20 protein-coding genes and 1 pseudogene are annotated in these 22,504 nt (G+C 57.8%); 8 read left to right on the forward strand and 13 right to left on the reverse strand.

The annotated features are described in order from the left end of the window. Window positions 1-228 precede the first annotated feature (228 nt). Window positions 229-601: pseudogene (locus tag K5E37_RS20685) on the reverse strand (DUF6124 family protein). A gap of 478 nt (window positions 602-1,079) precedes the next feature. Then, window positions 1,080-1,442, reverse strand: a complete 363-nt coding sequence (locus K5E37_RS20690; protein WP_221534998.1) for a hypothetical protein — start codon at window positions 1,440-1,442, stop codon at window positions 1,080-1,082. Between the two features lie 97 nt (window positions 1,443-1,539). Here K5E37_RS20690 and K5E37_RS20695 point away from each other — a divergent pair, with 97 nt between their 5' ends. From K5E37_RS20695 to rarD, 3 genes are all read left to right on the forward strand, one after another. After that, window positions 1,540-2,439, forward strand: a complete 900-nt coding sequence (locus tag K5E37_RS20695; protein ID WP_221534999.1) for a LysR family transcriptional regulator — start codon at window positions 1,540-1,542, stop codon at window positions 2,437-2,439. Between the two features lie 69 nt (window positions 2,440-2,508). Then, window positions 2,509-3,522 carry an aldo/keto reductase gene (locus K5E37_RS20700; RefSeq protein ID WP_129973253.1) on the forward strand — a complete coding sequence of 338 codons (1,014 nt, stop codon included), beginning with the start codon at window positions 2,509-2,511 and terminating at the stop codon, window positions 3,520-3,522. 139 nt (window positions 3,523-3,661) lie between these two features. Further along, a complete protein-coding gene (gene rarD, locus K5E37_RS20705) occupies window positions 3,662-4,543 on the forward strand; it encodes an EamA family transporter RarD (RefSeq protein WP_221535000.1) in 882 nt (293 codons plus the stop codon). A 127-nt stretch (window positions 4,544-4,670) separates the two neighbouring features. On the opposite strand, the gene hppD is transcribed toward rarD, so the two are convergent. Together hppD and K5E37_RS20715 are read right to left on the reverse strand one after the other, a co-directional pair. After that, window positions 4,671-5,747, reverse strand: coding sequence for a 4-hydroxyphenylpyruvate dioxygenase (gene hppD, locus K5E37_RS20710; protein ID WP_007958955.1), 1,077 nt, complete (start codon window positions 5,745-5,747; stop codon window positions 4,671-4,673). A gap of 246 nt (window positions 5,748-5,993) precedes the next feature. Then, window positions 5,994-6,941 carry a DMT family transporter gene (locus K5E37_RS20715; protein ID WP_221535001.1) on the reverse strand — a complete coding sequence of 316 codons (948 nt, stop codon included), beginning with the start codon at window positions 6,939-6,941 and terminating at the stop codon, window positions 5,994-5,996. 77 nt (window positions 6,942-7,018) lie between these two features. Here K5E37_RS20715 and K5E37_RS20720 point away from each other — a divergent pair, with 77 nt between their 5' ends. The 3 genes from K5E37_RS20720 to K5E37_RS20730 all read left to right on the forward strand — a co-directional run bounded on the left by K5E37_RS20720 (window position 7,019) and on the right by K5E37_RS20730 (window position 10,134). Then, the gene (locus tag K5E37_RS20720; protein WP_221535002.1) at window positions 7,019-7,891 is read left to right on the forward strand and encodes a LysR family transcriptional regulator; all 873 of its coding nucleotides are present in this window, start codon (window positions 7,019-7,021) and stop codon (window positions 7,889-7,891) included. 107 nt (window positions 7,892-7,998) lie between these two features. Beyond that, window positions 7,999-9,534 carry an EAL domain-containing protein gene (locus K5E37_RS20725; RefSeq protein WP_221535003.1) on the forward strand — a complete coding sequence of 512 codons (1,536 nt, stop codon included), beginning with the start codon at window positions 7,999-8,001 and terminating at the stop codon, window positions 9,532-9,534. A gap of 234 nt (window positions 9,535-9,768) precedes the next feature. Continuing rightward, window positions 9,769-10,134 (forward strand): histone-like nucleoid-structuring protein, MvaT/MvaU family, encoded by a 366-nt coding sequence (locus K5E37_RS20730; protein WP_011334329.1) that lies wholly within the window; start codon window positions 9,769-9,771, stop codon window positions 10,132-10,134. Between the two features lie 207 nt (window positions 10,135-10,341). Here K5E37_RS20730 and K5E37_RS20735 read toward each other — a convergent pair whose 3' ends face one another. Then, a complete protein-coding gene (locus K5E37_RS20735; RefSeq protein ID WP_221535004.1) occupies window positions 10,342-10,860 on the reverse strand; it encodes a DUF4946 domain-containing protein in 519 nt (172 codons plus the stop codon). Between the two features lie 142 nt (window positions 10,861-11,002). Between K5E37_RS20735 and gloA the strand changes: the two genes are divergently transcribed. Continuing rightward, window positions 11,003-11,524 carry a lactoylglutathione lyase gene (gloA, locus tag K5E37_RS20740; protein ID WP_065260490.1) on the forward strand — a complete coding sequence of 174 codons (522 nt, stop codon included), beginning with the start codon at window positions 11,003-11,005 and terminating at the stop codon, window positions 11,522-11,524. A gap of 82 nt (window positions 11,525-11,606) precedes the next feature. On the opposite strand, the gene ahpF is transcribed toward gloA, so the two are convergent. The 3 genes from ahpF to K5E37_RS20755 form a co-directional block, all read right to left on the reverse strand. Then, window positions 11,607-13,169, reverse strand: coding sequence for an alkyl hydroperoxide reductase subunit F (gene ahpF / locus K5E37_RS20745; RefSeq protein WP_221535005.1), 1,563 nt, complete (start codon window positions 13,167-13,169; stop codon window positions 11,607-11,609). Window positions 13,170-13,297: 128 nt separating this feature from the next. Beyond that, complete coding sequence (ahpC, locus tag K5E37_RS20750; RefSeq protein WP_007958941.1) at window positions 13,298-13,861, reverse strand: alkyl hydroperoxide reductase subunit C; 564 nt, start codon at window positions 13,859-13,861, stop codon at window positions 13,298-13,300. A 136-nt stretch (window positions 13,862-13,997) separates the two neighbouring features. Further along, the gene (locus K5E37_RS20755) at window positions 13,998-14,936 is read right to left on the reverse strand and encodes a site-specific integrase (RefSeq protein ID WP_221535006.1); all 939 of its coding nucleotides are present in this window, start codon (window positions 14,934-14,936) and stop codon (window positions 13,998-14,000) included. A gap of 177 nt (window positions 14,937-15,113) precedes the next feature. On the opposite strand from K5E37_RS20755, the gene K5E37_RS20760 reads away from it, so the two are divergent. After that, window positions 15,114-16,118, forward strand: coding sequence for a DNA-binding protein (locus K5E37_RS20760; protein ID WP_221535007.1), 1,005 nt, complete (start codon window positions 15,114-15,116; stop codon window positions 16,116-16,118). On the opposite strand, the gene gorA is transcribed toward K5E37_RS20760, so the two are convergent. From gorA to K5E37_RS20785, 5 genes are all read right to left on the reverse strand, one after another. Beyond that, complete coding sequence (gene gorA / locus K5E37_RS20765) at window positions 16,115-17,473, reverse strand: glutathione-disulfide reductase (RefSeq protein WP_221535008.1); 1,359 nt, start codon at window positions 17,471-17,473, stop codon at window positions 16,115-16,117. The two genes, K5E37_RS20760 and gorA, sit on opposite strands and share 4 nt — an antisense overlap. Window positions 17,474-17,577: 104 nt before the next feature. After that, window positions 17,578-19,104: an MFS transporter gene (locus K5E37_RS20770; RefSeq protein ID WP_258711798.1), complete on the reverse strand. Its 1,527-nt coding sequence runs from the start codon at window positions 19,102-19,104 to the stop codon at window positions 17,578-17,580. Between the two features lie 91 nt (window positions 19,105-19,195). After that, window positions 19,196-20,068, reverse strand: coding sequence for a prephenate dehydrogenase dimerization domain-containing protein (locus K5E37_RS20775; protein ID WP_221535009.1), 873 nt, complete (start codon window positions 20,066-20,068; stop codon window positions 19,196-19,198). Continuing rightward, entirely contained in the window at window positions 20,065-22,134 is a 2,070-nt protein-coding gene (gene pabB / locus K5E37_RS20780) for an aminodeoxychorismate synthase component I (protein ID WP_221535010.1), read from the reverse strand. The genes K5E37_RS20775 and pabB overlap by 4 nt, the downstream gene beginning before the upstream one ends. Continuing rightward, a complete protein-coding gene (locus K5E37_RS20785) occupies window positions 22,131-22,466 on the reverse strand; it encodes a chorismate mutase (RefSeq protein WP_221535011.1) in 336 nt (111 codons plus the stop codon). The genes pabB and K5E37_RS20785 overlap by 4 nt, the downstream gene beginning before the upstream one ends. Between the last annotated feature and the right edge of the window lie 38 nt (window positions 22,467-22,504).

Consider the following 22,504-nt stretch of genomic DNA (forward strand, 5'->3'; position numbering starts at 1 on the left):
GCTGGCGTTGCGGATGACGCGGACGTTGCGGGCTTAAGCCTTAGTCGAAATACAGAAACGGCCCATTACGGGCCGTTTTTCATTTAGATCGTTCCCACGTCGAGGCGTCGAACCGTCCGCGTGGGAATGCCTCAAGGGACGCTCCGCGTTCCAGCTCTGGAAGGGACGCAGAGCGTCCCGGGCTGCATTCCCACGCGGAGCGTGGGAACGATCAGGCTAAGGATCTGGCTAGAGCGGTGTTTCTGTCTTCAACTCCAGATTATCCAGCGCCCGATTCACCGCCAGTTCACTCAGCATGATCAATTGCGCAATGCCCAGCAGCACATGTCGCTGCGAGCCGTCCACCAGCCCGGCGAAGTCAGTGGCCATGGTTTTGGCGCAAGTCAGGGTTTCAGAGGCATCGGCCAGCAGTTCTTCGCTGTCGATGCCGGGGGCGATGAGGTAACGAGTGTTGGGTTTGAGCACCGGTTTTCTGGGGAGCAGCGGATTGAGGTAGTGATCGAGGGCGCGTTCGGCGGCTTCGTGGAATGTCTTGGAGTCGAGGGACTCGTAGGGCGAGGTGGGTGTCGGTTTCGGGTGGGCTGGGTGTTGGTTTGATCACGTTTGAATCTCCAAATCAGAAAAATGGAGCCATCAAACTTCGCTACCAAACGAAGAGGTGGTGGCCATACACGGGTTGGTAGACCGGTGACTTGGAAAACCGGCGCGCTCGAAAGCGCCCCACGCATGGCCACCATAAAAGCACGGACGGATAAGCGTCCGAATACGGTGAATTGCGCAACAAGTCAGATCCGGGCTACCAAACCCGATCGCTGTATTTCAGCGACGGGACAACGATAAAACCCGGCCCTTGAGCGCACAAGCCGGCGGATTCTGGCTTAGTCGTAGGCAACGGCGCAAGGTTGTGTAGCCTGGGTGCGTGTCCGAACGTGTCCTTTAAACACTTCACTTAAACACCCCACTCCAGATCGTTCCCACGCTCCGCGTGGGAATGCAGCCCGGGACGCTCCGCGTCCCTTCCAGAGCTGGAACGCGGAGCGTCCCTTGAGGCATTCCCACGCAGAGCGTGGGAACGAGCATCACGCACTGCTTTTCGCATCCAGCTCAAGCACCAACCCGCCCGGCATCTGCACAAAAATCTGCCAGATCCCATCCTCTGGCACCTGCGCCACCTGATACGGCAACCCACTCCCCTGCACCCGCTTCAAAACCACCGCCGCATCTTCATCGGTGCGAAACGCAATATGACTCAACGCCGCCTCATCCAGCGCGGGCTGCTCAATCACATGCACCAACGCCTCCCCATCCTGATACAACCACCGCCCGGGAAACGGAAACGGCGGCCGCCGCCCCGGCGTCAATCCCAACAACCCACCAAAAGCGTCCTGCAGCGCCTGACCGTCAGCGGTGCTGAAGGCCAGATGATCAAATGTCCACGTCATGTCTGTCTCCTGCGGTTATTCAGGATTTCAGTATCTGCGCTTGCCAATCCAGGAAAAATCCCGCAAAACGCCAAGGATCTTCAACGGATTTTTACTAATGAGCTCAATCCTCGATCTGGAAATCTTCGTCCGCACCGCCGACTCCGGCAGCATCTCCGCCGCTGCCCGGGCGCTGGAGCTGACGCCGGCTGCAGCGAGCATCGCGTTGAAACGCCTGGAAACCCGCCTCGGCATTCGCCTGTTCGCCCGCTCCACCCGCAGCATGCGCCTGACCGAAGAAGGCCGGCGTTATCTGGAAAGCGTGCGTCTGGCGCTGGCGACACTGGCCGAGGGCGAGCAGGCACTGAAGCAGCAAACCGAAGGCTTGAGCGGCGTGCTGCAACTGGCGGCGCCGTCGGACTTCGGGCGCAATGTGCTGTTACCGTGGCTAGACGATTTCAAGCACGAGCACCCGCACATTCAGCTGCAATTGCTGCTCAACGACCGACACGCGGACCTGTTTCGCGAGACGGTTGATGTGGCGCTGCGCTTTGGTGTGCCGAGTGATTCGACGCTGGTGGCGTTGCCGATTCTGCCCGAGCATCGGCGTGTGGCCTGCGCCAACCCTGCGTATCTGGAACGCCACGGCACACCGCAAAATCCTGCTGAACTGAGCGAGCACAGCGCCCTGCTCTACCTGCGCAACGGTCGTCCTTACAACACCTGGCGCTTCCATCGCGACGACGAAACCGTCGAGGTCGAAGTACGCGGCGACTACCTCAGCGACGACGGCGAAGTCGCCCGCCGCTGGGCGCTCGCCGGGCATGGGATCGCCTATAAAGCCTGGCTCGACGTGGCCGAAGACGTGCGCGCCGGGCGGCTGGTGACGCTGTTCGATGACTGGCATGGCGAGAGCGTGCCGTTCAATCTGTTGTGCCCGCATCGGGTGCAAGTGTCGGAACGGGTCAAGGTGTTGCAGGCGTTTTTAAGGCAGCGTTGCGAGACATTGCGTCGATAAATTCACTTTGCCGCGCCGGGCGCTTCTGGTATTTGATGGAAGCTTTCCCACCGACAAAAGGATTTCGGCATGAGCTATCGCACACTGGGTCACTCGGGGTTGCAGGTGTCCACCCTCACCCTCGGCACGATGATGTTCGGCGAGCAGACCAGCGCGGAAGATTCGCTGCGTATCATCGACAAGGCCTGGGATCAGGGCATCAATTTCATCGACACCGCCGACGTCTACACCAACGGCCGTTCGGAAGAGATCGTCGGCGAGGCCATCGCCCGTCATCGGCATGAATGGGTGCTGGCGACCAAGGTCGGCTTCGGCCCGGTGGACGGCGTGCCGAATCGCAGCGGTCTGAGCCGCAAGCACATCTTCAACGGTCTGGAGGCCAGCCTGACCCGGCTTGGCACCGACTACCTCGACATCTATTACCTGCACCGCGAAGACCACAACACCCCGCTGGAGGTGACGATCTCGGCGATTGGCGATCTGATTCGCCAGGGCAAGATCCGTTATTGGGGCCTGTCGAACTATCGCGGCTGGCGGATTGCCGAGGTGATTCGCGTGGCGGACAAACTGGGCGTTGATCGGCCGGTGATCAGCCAGCCGCTCTACAACATCGTCAACCGTCAGGCCGAAACCGAACAGATCACCGCCGCCCAGACTTACGGCCTCGGCGTGGTGCCTTACAGCCCGCTGGCCCGTGGCGTGCTCAGCGGCAAGTACGCACCGGACGTGACGCCGGACGCCAACAGCCGTGCCGGGCGCCAGGACAAACGGATTCTGGAAACTGAATGGCGGGTGGAGTCGTTGCGCATTGCCCAGCAGATTCAGCAATACACTCAGGAGCGTGGGGTCGGGATTGTCGAGTTTGCGATTGCCTGGGTGCTGAACAACGGCGCGGTGACGTCGGCGATTGTCGGGCCGCGTACTGAGGAACAGTGGGATGCGTACACCAAGGCGCAGGCGGTGAAGATTACGGCGGAGGATGAGGCGTTTATCGACTCACTGGTGACGCCGGGGCATGCGTCTACGCCGGGGTTTAATGATGTGAGTCATTTTGTGTCGGGCCGTAAGCCGCATCAGGCTTAAGCACCTATGCTTCGACACAGGTCTCTGTTCTCACGGGACCTGTGTCGGATGTTGGAAATATTGATCACTCGGCCAATATTCACCACAAAAACCACGTATCCTGCGCGCCCCGTTTCACCATCACCCCCGCGAGGACAGTTTGTCTAAAGGCATTGCTCTATCGGTGACAGCATCGACGCTGTTCGCCGTCATGTATTACTACACCTCGCTGCTCACCCCGTTGAGCGGCGTGGAAATCTTCGGTTGGCGGATGCTGCTGACCTTGCCCTGCATGACCGTGTTCATGTTGCTGTCCGGCGAATGGCGGCGGGTGCTGGAGCTGCTGCGCCGGGTCCCTGCGCTGCCGAAGTTGATCGGTGGCCTGATCGTTTCGTCCGCGTTGCTCGGCGTGCAGTTGTGGCTGTTCATGTGGGCGCCGCTCAACGGCTACAGCCTTGATGTGTCGCTGGGTTACTTCCTGCTGCCGTTGTCCATGGTCCTGACCGGGCGCATCGCTTATGGCGAAAACCTGTCATACCTGCAAAAAGTCGCGGTGTTTTTTGCCAGCCTCGGTGTGTTGAACGAGTTGTATCAGGTCGGCGGGTTTTCCTGGGCGACGCTGGTCGTAGTCGTCGGTTACCCGTTGTATTTCGTGCTGCGCAAATACCTCAAGACCGACAACCTCGGCGGTTTGTGGGTCGACATGACTTTGATGCTGCCGGTGGCGTACTGGTTTGTGCGCGGCGGCGAACAGGGTTTCGGCGTGTTCGATCAGTACCCGGCGCTGACATGGCTGATTCCGCTGCTCGGTCTGATCAGTGCCTCGGCACTGGTGGTCTACATCATCGCCAGCCGCTTGCTGCCGTTCAGCCTGTTTGGTTTGTTGAGTTACGTTGAGCCGGTGCTGCTGCTGGGTGTGGCGCTGTTGCTCGGCGAGAGCATCAAACCCGGTGAATGGCTGACCTACATCCCGATCTGGCTCGCCGTGGTGGTGCTGGTGTTTGAAGGGTTCAAGCATCTGATGCGCCAGCGCAGGCCTTAAAAGCAGCACAAAACAAATGTGGGAGCGGGCTTGCTCGCGAAAGCAATCGTTCATTCAACACTTCAGTTGACTGATCCGACGCCTTCGCGAGCAAGCCCGCTCCCACATTTTTTATCGGTGCAGCTAATTACTCGGTAGCGAGCACGCCACGACGCACCTGGTCACGCTCGATCGATTCGAACAGTGCCTTGAAGTTGCCTTCGCCGAAGCCATCGTCGCCCTTGCGCTGGATGAATTCGAAGAACACCGGGCCCATCAGGGTTTCCGAGAAGATCTGCAGCAGCAGACGCTTGTCTTCTTTATCCGACGCACCGTCGAGCAGGATGCCGCGCGATTGCAACTGATCGACCGGCTCGCCGTGGTTCGGCAGGCGGCCTTCGAGCATTTCGTAGTAGGTGTCCGGCGGCGCGGTCATGAAGCGCATGCCGATCTTCTTCAACTGATCCCAGGTCTTGACCAGGTCGTCGGTGAGGAACGCCACGTGCTGGATGCCTTCGCCGTTGAACTGCATCAGGAACTCTTCGATCTGCCCGGCGCCCTTCGACGATTCTTCGTTGAGCGGGATGCGGATCATGCCGTCCGGTGCGGTCATCGCTTTCGAGGTCAGGCCGGTGTATTCGCCCTTGATGTCGAAGTAGCGGATCTCACGGAAGTTGAACAGCTTCTCGTAGAAGTTCGCCCAGTAGGCCATGCGACCGCGATACACGTTGTGGGTCAGGTGATCGATGATCTTCAGGCCGGCACCGACCGGGTTGCGGTCAACGCCTTCCAGGAACACGAAGTCGATGTCATAGATCGAGCTGCCTTCGCCGAAACGGTCGATCAGGTACAACGGCGCGCCGCCAATGCCTTTGATCGCCGGCAGGTTCAGTTCCATCGGACCGGTTTCGATGTGGATCGGCTGGGCGCCGAGTTCCAGTGCACGGTTGTAGGCCTTCTGCGAATCCTTGACCCGGAACGCCATGCCGCACACCGACGGGCCGTGTTCAGCCGCGAAGTACGAAGCAACGCTGTGGGGTTCGTTGTTGAGGATCAGGTTGATCGCACCCTGGCGATACAGGTGCACGTTCTTGGAACGGTGGGTCGCGACCTTGGTGAAGCCCATGATCTCGAAGATCGGCTCAAGGGTGCCAGGAGTCGGCGATGCGAACTCGATGAACTCGAAGCCCATCAGGCCCATTGGGTTTTCGTATAAATCTGCCATGGTTGGCGCCTCATCATTCTTATCAATTAACCAGAGTTATTTGTCAGTAATGCTGAGACCGGTGGGTGGCGCACAGGAGATGCCACGCACACTGCGGGCGAGGAAGTCACCGTAGATCAGTTGAAACCCGAATATCTTCATTGTCGACCCAAGGCTCTTGCGGGCGAGGCTTCTGCTGCCAGAAGACGATTATTATTGTATGCGTAACCCGATTCTACACAGCGTAAATAGGGTTGTCTGCCCTCTCTATAAAATCCGCTTTTTTCCGGCCGGTGCAAGGGGTTTGTTGCACAGCCAGATGCCCGCCAGAATCAGCACGCCGCCCAGGCACATGGCCAGCGTCAGCTGTTCACCCAGCAGGATTGCACCGGCCAGCACGGCGGTCAGCGGGTTGAGCGCAATGAACACGCCGGAGCGTGTGGCGCCGATTTTACGGATGCCATCGTAGTAACCGATGTAGGCCAGCGCCGAGCCGAGTACGCCCAGATAGGCCAGGCTCAGCCATTGGCGCGGGCCAAGCGCGGCCAGCGCTGCAACGTCGACTTCGCCACGGCTCAGGGCCAGCGCCCACAACATCAGGGTGCCCAGCAGAATCGAAAAGGTCACGGTCTGCACCGGGCCGATGCTCTGGTTGAGGCTGCGGGAGAACAGCGAATAGACGCCCCAGCTCAAAACGCAGCCGAGGATCAGCAGATCGCCAATCCACGCGTCCGGCGTTTCGCTCAGCAGTTGCGGGTTGCGACTGACGATCACCACACCCGCCCCGCCGATGCAGATTGCGATGCCGATCACCTTCAATCGACTCAGACGCTCCTTGAACAGCAGCCATGACGCCAGACCGATTACCGCCGGATTCAGCGCCACGATCAACGAAGCCCGAGAAGCGTTGATGTATTGCAGCCCGTAAAAGAAGCACAGGTTGTAGAAGAAAATCCCGAAGAACCCCAGCAACGCCAGTTGCAGCCATTGCCGGGGCGTTGGCCGCGCCAAGCGGATTCGAGCGAGCCTTAAACAAACGACCAGCGCCACACTGGCCAGCAAAAACCGAAGGCTGGCGGCAAAGACCGGGCTCAGGCTACCGGCCAGAAACCTCCCGGCTACCCACGTTCCGCCCCAGATCATGGTGACCAGCGCCAGGTTCAGGTAGACGGGCATGTCCGAGGCGGCCGGACGATCAGGTTCATGACAACTCATAACGCTCCCAACGATGAGACTGACGGATGACGTATCATTCGATTGATTCCTCATCATCGTAAAATGAGTCTTTACTCATGACCCTGACCCAACTCGAAATCTTCTCGCTGGTCGCCGAACTGCGCGGTTTCACCCTCGCCGCCCATCGTCTGGGGATTTCCCAGTCAGCGGTGTCCCACGCCTTGAAGTCGCTGGAACAGGAACTGGGCGTCGAGCTGCTTCGCCGGCACCAATCGCAAGTGGAACTGAGCGACATCGGCGAACAATTGCTGCTGCGGGCGCGCGCGATGCTTGGTTTGGCCAATACGTTGCGCCAAGAGGCAGCGGATGCGCGCGGCATGAAACGCGGCACGCTGCGCATCGGCTCGTTCGGACCGACGTCCTCGATCAAGTTGTTGCCGAAGATTCTGCAGCAGTATCGCGAGGCGCATCCGGGGATCGAAGTGCACATCGATGAAGGCCCGGATCGGCAGGTCATTCAGTGGCTGGAGGAGCGGCGGATCGATATCGGTTTTGTGGTGCTGCCCGAGGAGCGCTTCGACACGTTTGCCCTGATCGAAGACCAGATGGTCGCCCTGCTCCCGCTCGGTCACCCGTTGGCGGCGCACGAATCCGTGACGCTGAAAGACTTGTGCAACGATCCGTTCGTGCTGACCGAGGCCGGTTCGTCGGAGCTGGTCTCGCGCCTTTTCAACGCGGCGCGGTTGAGCCCGAACATCCGCTATCGCTGCTCACAACTGCTCAGCACCCTCGACACCGTGGGCCGGGGCGATGCGATGACCGTGGTGGCCGAAGGTTCGTTGCCTTTTGATCCCGACCCGCGCTATGTCAAGCGACCGCTGTCCCCCGCTGTCACTCGGCAAGTCGGTCTGGCGGTGCTGGATCAGCGCCAGGCTTCGCCCGCCACACTGGCATTCATTCAGCTGGCAACACGGCTGGATTATCGTTGAGCGGCGCAGCTGTCATTGGCCATCTATCATGGGGCTCAGACCCCGGGCTTTGTGCGCACGCTTCACCTACCATCAAGAGCCCCACTCCACCGCGACAGGATGCGCCAATGCCACTGACCGTCAGGCCCCGCCGCAATCGCAGCACCCGGATTATCGTGACATTACTGTGCGGCCTGCTGCCGATCGTACTCGGCAGCGTGATTCTTTATATGCAGGCCGGACGCGCCCTTCAGCAGAGTTCGCAACACACCGCCGATGAAGCCCTGCGGCAGTTCGAACTGATGCTCGACAACACCGCCCAGGCCGCCCGCGAACTGTTGCCTTTGGCCGGCCAGACCTGCGAGACCGTCAAACTGGCGTTGCGCGAACAAGTCACTCGCCGTCCGTTCGTGCGCTCGACCAATCTGGTGTGGGACGACAATCTCTATTGCAGTTCGCTGTTCGGCGACTTCAAGGAAGCGGTGAATCCGGGCGACTACGCCCAGGGCAAGTTGTGGCTCATGAACGGCAACCCGGTCACGCCTGACACCGCGCTGCTGGTCTATCGCCTGAGCGAGGGCCGCGGCGGCGCACTGACCACGCTGGACGGCTATCACCTGAGCAACATTCTGCGCCTGATCGGCCGGCACACGTTGTTATTGCTGCAAGTCGGCAACAACTGGCTCTCCGCCGACGGCAAAGTGCATCAGGGCGCCCTGCCCGCGTTGCCCGTGGCGCAAAGTACCTTGCACTCGTCGCACTACGCGTTCTCGGTCAGCGCCGCGTTTCCGGCAGGCGAAACCTGGCGCTACATGAAAGACGAGTACCCGCCGCTGTTCAGTCTGCTGATGTTCTTCGGTGCGGTATCGGGAGCGATCGGCTACATCGTGCAGAGGCGCTCCACCTCGCCCAGCCATGAAATGCTGCGAGCGCTGGAGGCGGGAGAATTCATTCCGTACTTTCAACCGGTGGTGCACGGCGACAGCAAACGCTGGTCGGGCGCGGAAGTGCTGATGCGCTGGAACCATCCCAAGGAGGGGCTGGTGCGTCCGGACCTGTTCATACCCTTTGCCGAACACTCCGGGTTGATCGTGCCGATGACCCGCGCCTTGATGCAGCAAACTGCTGTCGTGCTGGGGCCGCTGTCAGCAACCTTTACCGCGCCGTTCCACATCGGCATCAACATCACCGCCAGCCACTGCCAAGATCTGGAGCTGGTTGAGGATTGCCGTGAATTTTTGTCAGCATTCCAGCCCGGCAGCATCAGCCTGGTTCTGGAGCTGACCGAACGCGAGCTGATCGAGCCCTCCGACATCACCCATCAACTGTTCGCGCATCTGCGCGCAATGGGCGTGAAGATCGCGATTGACGACTTTGGTACCGGCCATTCAAGCCTTGGCTACTTGAGGACCTTCAATGTCGACTTCCTCAAGATCGATCAGACATTTGTCGCCATGATCGATAAAGATGCCCTGTCCCGGCACATTCTGGACAGCATCATCGAGCTTTCCACCAAACTGGATCTGGGCATTGTGGCCGAAGGTGTCGAGACGCAAGCCCAGTGCGATTATCTGGCAGCCCACCATGTCAACTTTCTGCAAGGCTACCTTTTTGGCAAACCGATGCCGGCTGCAGACTTCATCGAAGCATTAACTCATCATTAACTTGGCGGGATAAATCCTGACTCGCCGACAGCCCGCACCAAATTGATACAAAACAGCGTTGTTGTTACATGAAGAAAAAGTCAGGATTTACTCTTGTCGCATTAACTACTACAATTTTTCTTACCTGTTGCAAGATGGGCAGGTGAGCCATTATCACCGAGTCGCTTCAAGGCTCTTGGCTTATAGCTTTGTTTGCGGTTGGTATCAGCCAAACACACTATTGGAGTAAAGATATTGTCCAGACTCGCTGAATTTCGTGCAGCTGAAAAGGCCCTTCAGGAACAGCTCAAGCAGCTGGAATCGCTGAAGAACGATGCCGGGCTCAAGAAAGAAATCGAATTCGAAGAAAAGCTCCAGGGGCTGATGAAAACCTACGGCAAAGGCCTGAAAGACATCATCGCCATTCTCGATCCGAACCCGGCGAAATCCGGTCTGCAATCGACCGCCGCACCTAAAACCCGCCGCGCTCGCGTGGTCAAGGTCTATCAGAACCCGCACACCGGCGAGCTGATCGAGACCAAGGGTGGCAACCACCGTGGCCTGAAAGCCTGGAAGGAACAATACGGTGCAGCCACCGTTGATTCCTGGTTGCGCGGTTAATCCCTCGCAAACATGAAAGCCCTGCATATGCAGGGCTTTTTTTTGGACAATATTTAACAAATGCAACGATTTTTCTGGCGAGCAAGTTGAGTCTCAAACCGTTCTCGCGCTGAAACTATGCTTCCGAATGTTGCCCCGTTAGCCGGAGATTAACTTTATGTTTAATCAGTTCCGGTATCTAACATCAGGCTGACCACGAACAGACGACTAGAATTTCAAGCTGTTTCGCGCAGCCATTATGTCGTCGCCGCTCGCCTTATAAACCTCCGCCTGCCCGGCATACGAAAGTACGTAAGCCTTATCCGCCTCGACCGCTGCAACCAATGTTTGCGACAACACATGACGGCCGTTTTCAGTCACCGTACAAGTGGTTTCAAGCGCAGTCATCGAGCCCAGCGTACTCGCGTGAACCTTGTTGCAGACACTCTGATAACCGCTCTGGAAAAAGTCTTTCTGCACCGACTTGCGCATTTCCAGCAACACGCCCTGCAAGTTGACCTGATGACCACTTTCCACGCGGGTCATCGTCAACTCCATCACCATCACCTGATTGCCATCGGCGTCAGTCTTCACCGCACGCTGACGCGAGACTTCAGGAGAGGTTTCGGGCAGCGCCTCGACTTCCCAACCGGCCGGCCAGGTGATGCTCGGTGCCTCGGCAAAGGCCGGCAGAGCAAGCAGGGAAAAACCCAGGAAAACGAACAGCGATTTGAACGGTCGGATCATTACCAGAGGCACTCGCGGATTGAGCCGTAAAGTCTGAGGCCCGCCCGCTCACAGGGCAAGCCCGCGCTTTCGGTTTGGCGATGCTGCCAGGCATGCGTATCATTGCGCCCATTCACTCGCCCCAATTTGTTACGGAGGGCTCATGAGCCTGCAAGAACTGAACACTTTCCCTGGCGTCACCGCCACCCCGGACAGCGCAACCCGCAACTTCGTGTTCAACCACACCATGCTGCGCGTCAAAGACATCACCAAGTCGCTGGATTTCTATACCCGCGTATTGGGTTTCTCGCTGGTAGAGAAGCGTGATTTCCCGGAAGCGGAATTCAGCCTGTACTTCCTCGCCCTGGTCGACAAATCGCAGATTCCGGCTGACGCCGCTGCCCGCACCGAGTGGATGAAGTCGATTCCCGGCATACTGGAACTGACCCACAACCACGGTACCGAAAACGACGCGGATTTCGCCTACCACAACGGCAACACCGACCCGCGCGGTTTCGGTCACATTTGCATCTCGGTACCGGACATCGTCGCTGCCTGCGCGCGCTTTGAAGAACTGGGCTGCGACTTCCAGAAGCGCCTGACCGATGGCCGCATGAAGAGCCTGGCGTTCATCAAGGATCCGGATGGCTACTGGGTCGAGATCATTCAGCCAGCTCCGCTGTAAAGCTGGACCTGGGTAAAAAGCAACACGCAAAGAAAAACCCCCATCATCGCTGATGGGGGTTTTTCTTTTTCAGGCCCGGGATTTACGCCGGAGCCGAAGTGCGGATCAGGTGATCGAAAGCACTGAGGGAAGCCTTGGCGCCCTCGCCCACTGCAATCACGATCTGCTTGTAAGGCACGGTGGTCACGTCGCCGGCAGCGAAGATACCCGGGATCGAGGTTTCACCGCGGTTGTCGACGATGATCTCGCCGCGCGGCGACAGCTCGATGGTGCCTTTGAGCCAATCGGTGTTGGGCAGCAGACCGATCTGCACGAAGATCCCTTCCAGCTCGACAGTGCGCAGTTCGTCAGTGTTGCGATCCTTGTAGCGCAGGCCGTTGACCTTCTGGCCATCGCCGGTGACTTCCGTGGTCAGCGCACTGGTGATCACGGTGACGTTCGGCAGGCTGTGCAGCTTGCGTTGCAATACGGCGTCGGCGCGCAACTGAACGTCGAACTCCAGCAAGGTGACGTGAGACACGATACCGGCCAGGTCGATAGCCGCTTCGACGCCGGAGTTACCGCCGCCAATCACCGCCACACGCTTGCCTTTGAACAGCGGACCGTCACAGTGCGGGCAGTAAGCCACGCCTTTGTTGCGGTATTCCTGCTCGCCCGGCACGTTCATTTCACGCCAGCGCGCTCCGGTCGCCAGAATCACGCTACGGGCCTTGAGGGTCGCGCCGCTGGCGAAGTGAACTTCATGCAGCTCGCCATTCTTGCCCGGGATCAACTTGTCGGCGCGCTGCAGGTTCATGATGTCGACGTCGTATTGCTTGACGTGTTCTTCCAGCGCGGTCGCCAGTTTCGGGCCTTCGGTTTCCTGCACGGAAATGAAGTTCTCGATGGCCATGGTGTCCAGCACCTGACCGCCGAAGCGCTCGGCTGCAACACCGGTGCGAATGCCTTTACGTGCGGCGTAGATCGCCGCCGAAGCACCGGCCGGGCCACCGCCGACCACCAGCACATCAAAGGCTTGCTTGGCGCTGATTTTCTCGGCCTGACGCTCGATTGCGCCGGTGTCGAGCTTGGCGAGGATTTCTTCCAGGCCCATGCGGCCCTGGCCGAAGTTTTCGCCGTTCAGGTAAATGCTCGGCACAGCCATGATCTTGCGATCGTTGACTTCGTCCTGGAACAGCGCGCCGTCGATGGCGACGTGGCGGATGTTCGGGTTCAGCACGGCCATCAGGTTCAGCGCCTGAACGACGTCCGGGCAGTTCTGGCAGGACAGCGAGAAGTAAGTCTCGAAGTTGAACTCGCCCTTGAGCGAGCGGATCTGTTCGATCACTTCGACACTGGCCTTCGAAGGGTGGCCGCCGACTTGCAGCAGGGCCAGCACCAGCGAAGTGAATTCATGGCCCATCGGGATGCCGGCGAAACGCAGGCTGATATCGGCACCGGGGCGGTTGACCGAGAACGACGGTTTTCGCGCATCGTCGCCGCTGTCGATCAAGGTAATCTGGTGCGAAAGACTGGCAACGTCTTTCAGCAGGTCGAGCATTTCACGGGATTTCGCACCGTCGTCGAGTGAAGCAACGATCTCGATCGGCTGGGTGACCCGTTCCAGGTACGATTTCAACTGGGCTTTAAGATTGGCGTCCAACATACGGGCGATCTCCTGACTTTATTTGAGGCGAAAAAAAGCCCGAGCGAATCTCGCCCGGGCTTTTCTATTGGGCGGTGCAGCTTACTTAAGTAGGTGCGGAGTCCCGCCCTGCATTGCGTGTCACAGACTTAGATCTTGCCGACCAGGTCCAGGGACGGAGCCAGAGTGGCCTCGCCTTCTTTCCATTTGGCCGGGCAAACTTCGCCTGGGTGAGCAGCAACGTACTGAGCAGCCTTGATTTTGCGCAGCAGCTCGGAAGCGTCACGGCCAACGCCGCCATCGTTCAGTTCAACGATTTTGATCTGGCCTTCAGGGTTGATCACGAAGGTGCCACGATCCGCCAGACCAGCTTCTTCGATCAGCACGTCGAAGTTGCGGGAGATGACCTGAGTCGGGTCGCCGATCATGGTGTACTGGATTTTGCCGATGGCTGGCGAAGTGTTGTGCCAGGCAGCGTGGGCAAAGTGGGTGTCGGTCGAAACGCTGTAGATCTCTACGCCCAGTTTCTGGAAGGCGGCGTAGTTGTCAGCCAGGTCTTCGAGCTCGGTTGGGCAAACGAAAGTGAAGTCGGCCGGGTAGAAGAACACTACGGACCATTTGCCTTTCAGGTCAGCGTCCGAGACTTGTACGAAGTCGCCGTTTTTGAACGCGGTAGCTTTGAACGGTTTTACTTGGCTGTTGATGATAGGCATTGATGACTCTCCGTTAGGGTTGTGAATTCGATGGGTGAATCCTACCCAGTCACTCGACGGATGGCTCATTGGCAAACCTGATGCTGCTGATTTGTTTTCGCTATTAGCTGAGGGTATTAATAGAAGAAAACGATATCTACGGCGACAGCGGCTTATCCGTAATCCGGGCCATCCCGTGAAAGGGGCTCGCTTCAACATAGCGCATGGCGGACTTCATATCCTTCCAGCCCACGTAACTCATCAATGATTTGAGATCCCAGCCGCTTTGATGGGCCCACGTTGCGAAGCCGCGTCGCAGGGAATGGCTGGTGTAGCGCTCGGCGGAGATCCCCGCGCGCTCCAGGGCCTGACGCAGCAACGGAATCACGCTGTTGGCGTGCAAACCCTCCTCGCTCAGATTGCCCCAGCGGTCGACGGCGCGAAATACCGGACCTCGCACCAGTGCCGCTTCGGTGATCCATTCGATGTAAGCCTGCACCGGGCATAGCTTCAATAACGCCGGAGCCTGATAGGTCTGACCGAGGTTTTCCCGGTCGCCCTTGCTACGCGGCAGGTAAAGGGTGATACCGCTGCCGGCGTGCGCCTGCACGTGTTCGATCTGCACCCGACACAATTCATCACTACGAAAGCCGCGCCAGAAGCCCAGCAGGATTAAAGCCCGATCACGGCAGGCTCTGAGCAACAGCGGCCGGTCCTGATTCTCTCTAGCGTCCTTCATTTCCTGCTCAAGCCAGGCGACGGTCTGCTCAAGATCGCGCAGCTGCAGCGGCTCGGCCTGCTTTTCCTGCGCGGGATGCAGCGCACGAATGCCCTTGAACACTTTGCGCACCACCGGCGACTTGGTGGGATCGGCGAAGCCCTGACTGTTGTGCCACTGCGCCAGCGCCGACAGACGCAACTTCAGCGTGTTGACCGACAGCACGCCGGCATGCGCCACCAGATACCGCGCGATGCTGTCCGCTGTCGCGGGCAGGAACCCACCCCAGACCGTTTCGAAATGCTCGACGGCCGAACGATAGCTGCGGCGGGTGTTGTCACGGGTGGCGGCTTGCAGATAGCGATCGATATCGCTCATGGGCTGATTTTCTCGCGGCGTACTGAGGGTTTGTGCGGAAACCGATTTTAGGGGTTTCACATGGGGTAATACCAGTATATCCCGCCCGTTTATCGGTGCTTGTTTTACTTTGTTTTCAACATGGTACACTGCGTACTTTGGTGGCATGTACCACAGTACGAAATGGTAGGAGCAGATATGGCCCGTGGCGGCGTTAACAAAGCAGTAGTCCAGATCGCGCGCGCAGCGATCCTCGCCCGTGGCGAACACCCCAGCATCGACGCAGTACGCATTGAGCTGGGCAACACGGGTTCCAAAACCACGATTCATCGTTATCTGAAGGAGCTGGATGACGGCAGCGAACCGGCCGATCCTTCGGCAGAACCTATCGATGACGAGCTGCTGGCACTCGTCACGCGCCTTGCCCAACGCCTGAAAGAACAGGCGCAGGAGCCGATTGATCAGGCGCGCGAGCAGTACGAGCAACAGCGTCAGGCGCTGGAGGACGAGCTGAATCAGCTTCGTCAGGATCACGCGCAACTGGAGAAGAAGCACGACATTCAGGCCGCAGCACTGGCCAAGGAATCCGAAGCCCTGAGCGATACCCGCTCGATGCTGCAGACCGAACAGACCCGCAACGCCGGGCTGAATCAGGCGCTGGCCGATTTTGAATTGCGCTTGCAGGACAAGGACGAGCAGATCCGCTCGCTGGAAGAAAAGCACCTGCACGCCCGCGATGCGCTTGAGCACTACCGCAACGCCATCAAGGAACAGCGCGAGCAGGAACAAAGTCGTCACGAAACCCAGGTGCAGCAGTTGCAGATGGAGTTGCGCCAGGCGCAGCAAAGCGCGCTGGTACGTCAGGACGAGATCACCCAGCTGCACCGCGACAACGAGCGCTTGCTGACCGAAAATCGCGGCACCGTGCGCGAACTGAGCCTGATGCAGGATCAGCTCAAGCACAGCAATCAGCGCCAGGATCAATTGCTGGAGCAAGCGTCCCGCGTCGACAGCGAACGCACCCTCCTCCAGGAACGCCTGCGCGTGGCCCTGCTGGAAAGTCAGACGCTCAAACAGAACGTCGACGAGCAATCGCAGCTCAATCAGTCATTGGAGAAGGAATTGACCAAGGCGCAAGACAGTCTGCGCCTGGCCACCACCGTTGCGGCAGCGCCAGACGCAGCACAACCGAAAAAGACTTAAGCGCCGACCGGCGTACGCATCGTGACAAATTCTTCGGCCGCCGTCGGGTGCACCCCGATGGTGTCGTCGAAGTCACGCTTGGTGGCGCCAGCTTTCAACGCGATTGCCAGACCTTGCACGATCTCGCCAGCATCCGGCCCGACCATGTGACAGCCCAGCACCTTGTCGGACTTGCCATCGACCACCAGCTTCATCAGCGTGCGCTCCTGGCAGTCAGTAAGGGTCAGCTTCATCGGCCGGAAGCGGCTTTCATAAATCACGACGTCGTGACCCGCTTCCCGCGCCTCTTCTTCGGTCAGGCCGACGGTACCGATGTTCGGCAGACTGAACACTGCCGTGGGGATCATCTTGTAATCCACTGGGCGGTATTGCTCAGGTTTGAACAGGCGCCGTGCCACTGCCATGCCTTCAGCCAGCGCCACTGGCGTCAACTGCACACGACCGATGACATCGCCCAGCGCCAGAATTGACGGCTCGGTGGTTTGATATTGCTCGTCGACTTTGATGAAGCCCTTGTCGTCGAGTTGCACATCAGTGTTTTCCAGCCCCAGATTGTCCAGCATCGGACGTCGGCCGGTGGCGTAGAACACACAATCCGCTTCCAGTACGCGACCATCCTTAAGGGTCGCCTTCAGGCTGCCGTCGGATTGCTTGTCGATGCGGGCAATGTCGGCATTGAATTGCAAATCCAGACCGCGCTTGGTCAGTTCTTCCTGCAGATGCTTGCGAACCGAACCGTCGAAACCACGCAGGAACAGATCCCCGCGATACAACAATGTCGTGTTGGCGCCCAAGCCATGGAAAATTCCGGCAAATTCGACGGCAATGTAACCGCCACCGACGACCAGTACACGCTTGGGCAGTTCTTTGAGGAAGAACGCCTGGTTCGAGCTGATCGCATGCTCATGCCCCGGAATCTCGGGGATCTGCGGCCAGCCACCGGTGGCGATCAGAATATTCTTCGCAGTGAATCGCTCGCCATTGACCTCGACTTCGTGAGGACCAACGATCTTGGCGTGCGCTTCATGCAGCGTCACGCCGCTGTTGACCAGCAGATTGCGATAAATGCCGTTCAGGCGATTGATCTCGCGATCCTTGTTGGCAATCAGCGTGGCCCAATCGAAATCCGCCTCGCCCAGGCTCCAGCCAAATCCCGAGGACTGTTCGAAGTCTTCGGCAAAGTGAGCGCCGTACACCAACAGTTTTTTCGGTACGCAACCGACGTTGACGCAAGTACCGCCCAGATAACGGCTCTCGGCCACCGCCACTTTCGCACCGAACCCGGCAGCAAAACGCGCAGCCCGCACACCGCCGGAACCGGCGCCAATCACATAAAGGTCAAAATCGTAGGCCATTTCTATCTCCTCGGCAGGCGATCAGCATACCCGCAGACGCTTATTGAGCAAGTCTCTACTGCACGGGGATGGGCAATACCGGGAGGTTCTACGGTTAGCATTGATTAATGACATTCTGCCGGCTGAACCTTTGGCAAGCGCAACGTACGCCTAGCGATCAGAATTGCTATCAGCGCCAGGCCGAAAGCGAGCCACGATACCAATGCAATTCCGCCTTCAAATGCACTTCCCGCCTGCTGCATCAACTGTTGCGCTTGATCCCCCGCCAACCCCGTCGCAACATGATGAGCGCCAGCCAGCGTTTCACTTGCCAGCATCGTCTGAACATCGCTCAAAAACGCTGGAAGCTGCAGGTCTGCTCGGTAGTGAGCCGTCACCAGGCCGCCAAGCAGAGTCGTACCCAGCACCACGCCCACTTCATAGGCTGTTTCACTGATGGCGGATGCCGCCCCTGCCTTCGCTGGGGGCGCTGCCGACAAAATCACATCATTGGAAACCGTAGCGATCGCCCCCACTCCGATGTTGAGTAACGCGAACGCCACTACCAATACCGCAAGACTGCTGCCCATGCTGGCCACCAGCAAAAAGGCCGCACCGGTGAAAGCCACCAGAATCGGTATCAGTACATGCACCGGCATACGCTGCGCGACTGGGACGACTGCCATTCCAACCATAATCGCCATGATTTGCCCCGGCACCAATGCAAGGCTCGCACTCAAGGGCGCCATTTGCAGAACAATCTGCAAAAACTGAGTCGTGAAGAAAACGAAGCCGACAAGAAACGCAAGACTCATCAAATTGATAAGGACTGACCCGCTGAAGGCGCCATTGCTGAACAGGGTCATGTCCATCAGGGGTACAGGAAGACGCAACTGGCGACGTACGAATATCCAGCCTGCCAGTGCACCTACCAGAAAGGTGCCAAACACAATCCCGTCAATGCCCTCACTGGCGCCATGCTTGATGCTGTAAACGATACAACCCAGTGCGACCATCGACTGAAGGATGCTGATCGGGTCCAGCGGACCCGACGCATCACGATCTGATTCAGGGAGCAACAGCGGCCCCAGTACTAACAATGGAATCAGGACGGGAACCGCCAACAGAAAAATCGCGCCCCAATCAAAGAACTGCAACAACACCCCTCCCACCAAAGGCCCTAGTGCCGAGCCGACAGTCAGCGTCGTTGCCCAGATCGCTACTGCCACTCTGCGCTCTTCTCGATCCTCAAACACCGAACGTATCAATGCCAGCGTGGAGGGCATCAACATCGCACCGAAAATCCCCATGCAAGCCCGCCCGATAATCAGCTGCATCGATGTTTCGGAATATGCGGTCAGCACCGAGACCACCACAAACCCGAACGAGCCGATAAGCAGCAACTTACGGTGCCCCACCCGATCACCCAGGCTACCCATCGAAACCAGCAGTCCTGCGAGAACCAACGAATAGGCATCGATCATCCACAGCTGCTGGCTGGCAGTTGGACGCAAGGCTTCGGCGATTTTGGGTAACGCGAAACCCAATACGGTGTTATCAACGGTCACCAGCAGCACTGGCAACATCAACACGCAGAGGCCAAGCCAGCGTCTAGATGTATTGCCGCGGGTAGGCTCATTTGTTAATGCCATGGATAAAGCTCCTTAGACAAAGATAATTTCACGGGGCATTTTTGATGGCCCCGTGAAACGTTTTCCTACGCACTTCCCTGGCGTATATGGATCAGTTCAATAGTGAAAATACGTGCTGACAATCGACCGCCCCCGAATTCAAACGGCGGCCTAATGCATTTGAAACACCTTGCAGATCGTTGCTAAACCCGTCGTAATCCTGTCTGCGGACACTCTCGGTCAAGCGTCTCATTCCCTCTGCCAACGCCTCGCGCTGCTTGATGGCGTGGTCGTTCTCCAACTGAATGTCCCAATAGACTTCGGGCGGATTCACCAGAACGCGAGACAGCAACGCCATCATGGTGCGCATTGGCGGTGGCATCACTTCAAGTGCGCTTTCAAGGTCCAGCGAGCACTTGGACAACGCCAGGCCAAAGCCAAGAATCGCGGCATGAGGGAGCGCCTGACAAAGCGCCATCAGCTCGTCATGAGCAACGGGCGCCATTCGCTTGATCTTCATTCCTGCACCAAGCAGAAACTGCTCGATGAAGGTTGTAGGCGACTCCTCATCGTCCAGGCAAACGGCAACGGTTCGCCCCTGAACTGAAAGCTTGGGCGAGAACATCGGGTTGATCCCGACAAAGGGCTGTGGGGGTGAAGCACTCTTCAAGGCTCGGTAAAACGGTTCTTGAACAGAGCAGGTCGGAATAAAGACCACCTCGTCCGACACAGCCCCTAGAACCCAAGGAATTGCCCGAATCGCGACACTTTCCGGCAGGGCAAAAACAACCGCCTTCGCCCCTTGAAAAATGTGCCCGGTAGTACTGAACGGACTTGTGACATCGACCTCATGAAAACCACATGGCTGCTCTGGAGCCCTGCGATCCACCACGCGGACATTGCATCCGTATTGCATAAGAATACGGGCGACAAGGGATCCCACCAGCCCCGCGCCACCCAATACGACTACCGTGTCGCCCATCATGCTTCGCTCCCTGCGACAAAACTGTAATAAGGTACGCTTGCCTTGACTAAAGTCTCTTCAAGTTCCTGCTTTGGATCAGAGTGCGCCACGATTGCGCCACCGATACCAAATGTCGCCTCACCGTCCTGCAGAACAGCCGTGCGTATGACGATACTCAGTTCCGCCGCTCCGCTGAAAGATAACCAGCCCAAAGCGCCAGAATAGATCCCTCGCGCCGAGGATTCCAACACGTCAATAATTTCCATCGTGCGTTTCTTGGGTGCCCCCGTCATGGAACCACCCGGAAAACAGGCTCGAATGGCCTCAAGCGTTGCCACTTCTGAGCGAAGGTGCCCGCGAACGGTGGAAACCAGTTGATGCACCGATGAGAAACTTTCGACCGAGAAAATCTCGGGAACATGTACGCTCCCCGGTCGGCAAACCTGATTTAAGTCATGGCGCACCAGATCAACAATCATCAAGTTTTCGGCTCTATCTTTTGTTGAAACCCGGAGCTCATCACGCAGCATCCGGTCTTCCGAAAGCTGCTTGCTGCGCGGTCTGGTGCCTTTGATAGGCCGGGATTCGACCATCCCGCTGTCGTCGATCCGGAGGAATGTCTCCGGCGATGCACTAAGTACCGAGAACTGGGCAAACGAAAGATAGGCTCCATAAGGTACAGGGCTGGCCTGACGCATTCGCTTGTAGGCGTTAAATGGAGCGCCGTCATACTTCATTTTTGCCCGATTGGTAAGACAGATCTCATAAGACTCGCCATCGATGATGTACTGCAGCGACTGATTGATCTTGGCGATGTAATCATCCGCCCCATCGTCAAGCGATAGCTTTAGTTCATCTACAGCTCCTGGAGTAAATGCCTTGCCATGAAGGGTTGGACTTTCTTCAGGCTCCACGACGTCAGGCAGCGTCGGCCAAACGCCCTTCTCTCCCGTGGCGGTGATCATGCACTGATAAGCTTTGCTTTCCTGATGATCGAAAACCAGAAAGTGCGGCGCAAACATGAATGCCGCATCCGGATGCCCCGACCGATAGGTCTTTTCCCCGCCGGTCAATGCTTTCAGTTCATACCCCAGGTAACCGACAAAACCGCCTTTGAATCCGAATGGCAAATATTGTGGGGTCGCGATCTGAACGGCTTCGAATATCTGCGCAACAAGCGTAAAAAAGTCGCCCTTGATACTTTTTCTGCCCTTGGGCCCTTCGAGCGTCAGGCATTGACCAGTGACATCGTAGTCAAGCCTTATGGCCCCCTGTCCCTCCCCACTTCCCATGATCGAGTAACGGGCGTTCGGTCTTTCCGATTTCTCGCTATCCAGCCAAAACGCGAAGCGGTCATCTGCATAAAAGGACGAAAATACCGCTTGGGGATCTAGGCCTTCGGGTAGTTCTCGGTAGGCGAGCTGCATATTCAGCTCGCCTCCCACAGCGACATAGGCGCTCTTTGACGATGCACACTCTGTATCAGACTCCAGTCGGCTTCTCACACTGACATTGTGCTCAAGCGCCATACGTATGAAGTTGCTCAGAAGCGCATGCCCATATTCCGAGTCAATGGACTCCGGATGGAATTGAACCCCCCATATCGGCCGGGAAACGTGCTCGATTGCCATCACCACGCCCTCAGAGGACCAGGCTGTGCAGTGAAGCTCTGCTGGCAGACTCGTACACATCAACGAGTGATACCGGACCACATCAAACTGCTCGGGCAAGTCCCGAAAAAGCCCTTTGCCTGAGTGCGTAATACGGCTGCGATAGCCATGCACAGGGCTTGGAGCATGCCCGACAGCCCCACCAAGAAATTGCGCGATTCCCTGATGCCCCAGGCAGATGCCGAGCATCGGCACAGGAGAATGCAAAATGACGCTACCGCAAACACCGAAATCATCCTGTTCGGCGGGATGTCCTGGACCGGGTGACAGCACCACTGCGTCGTACTTTTCGATTCCGAGCTCGCTGTACGAAACACTGTTCTTGACGATGTCTGCGCAAACCCCTGTTACCTCGAAAAGATATTGTGCGATGTTCTGGGTAAAGGAATCGAAGTTATCAATCAGCAGTATCTTCATGAGGACACGCCCCGGTTCAACCGCTGATTGATCAACATGTCTTCCTGTGTACACGTCTCCGCAATGATGATCTTGAAGATCGATTCGGCATATTCCGGCCTGAGTCCAGTTGCCAGTGATCTTTCCTTGATCATATCCAGCACATAGGAGATTCGCCCAGGCTGCATCATCGCTATGCCGTGCGCGGCTTTAAGTTCGGCAATGCCCATGCACAGCTTCATGCGCTCCGAGAGCAGGTCGACCACCTGCAAATTGATCGAGTCGAGCCTTTCCCGCAGCGGCTGCAAAATTTTTGACGTTCCTGTCTGTGATAACTGTCCATGTTGTTGCATTTATGCACCTCCAATAGCCAATTTCGGCAAGGTATCTG

It is taken from the genome of Pseudomonas sp. RIT778 (assembly GCF_019718735.1).
Taxonomy (GTDB): domain Bacteria; phylum Pseudomonadota; class Gammaproteobacteria; order Pseudomonadales; family Pseudomonadaceae; genus Aquipseudomonas; species Aquipseudomonas aphyarum.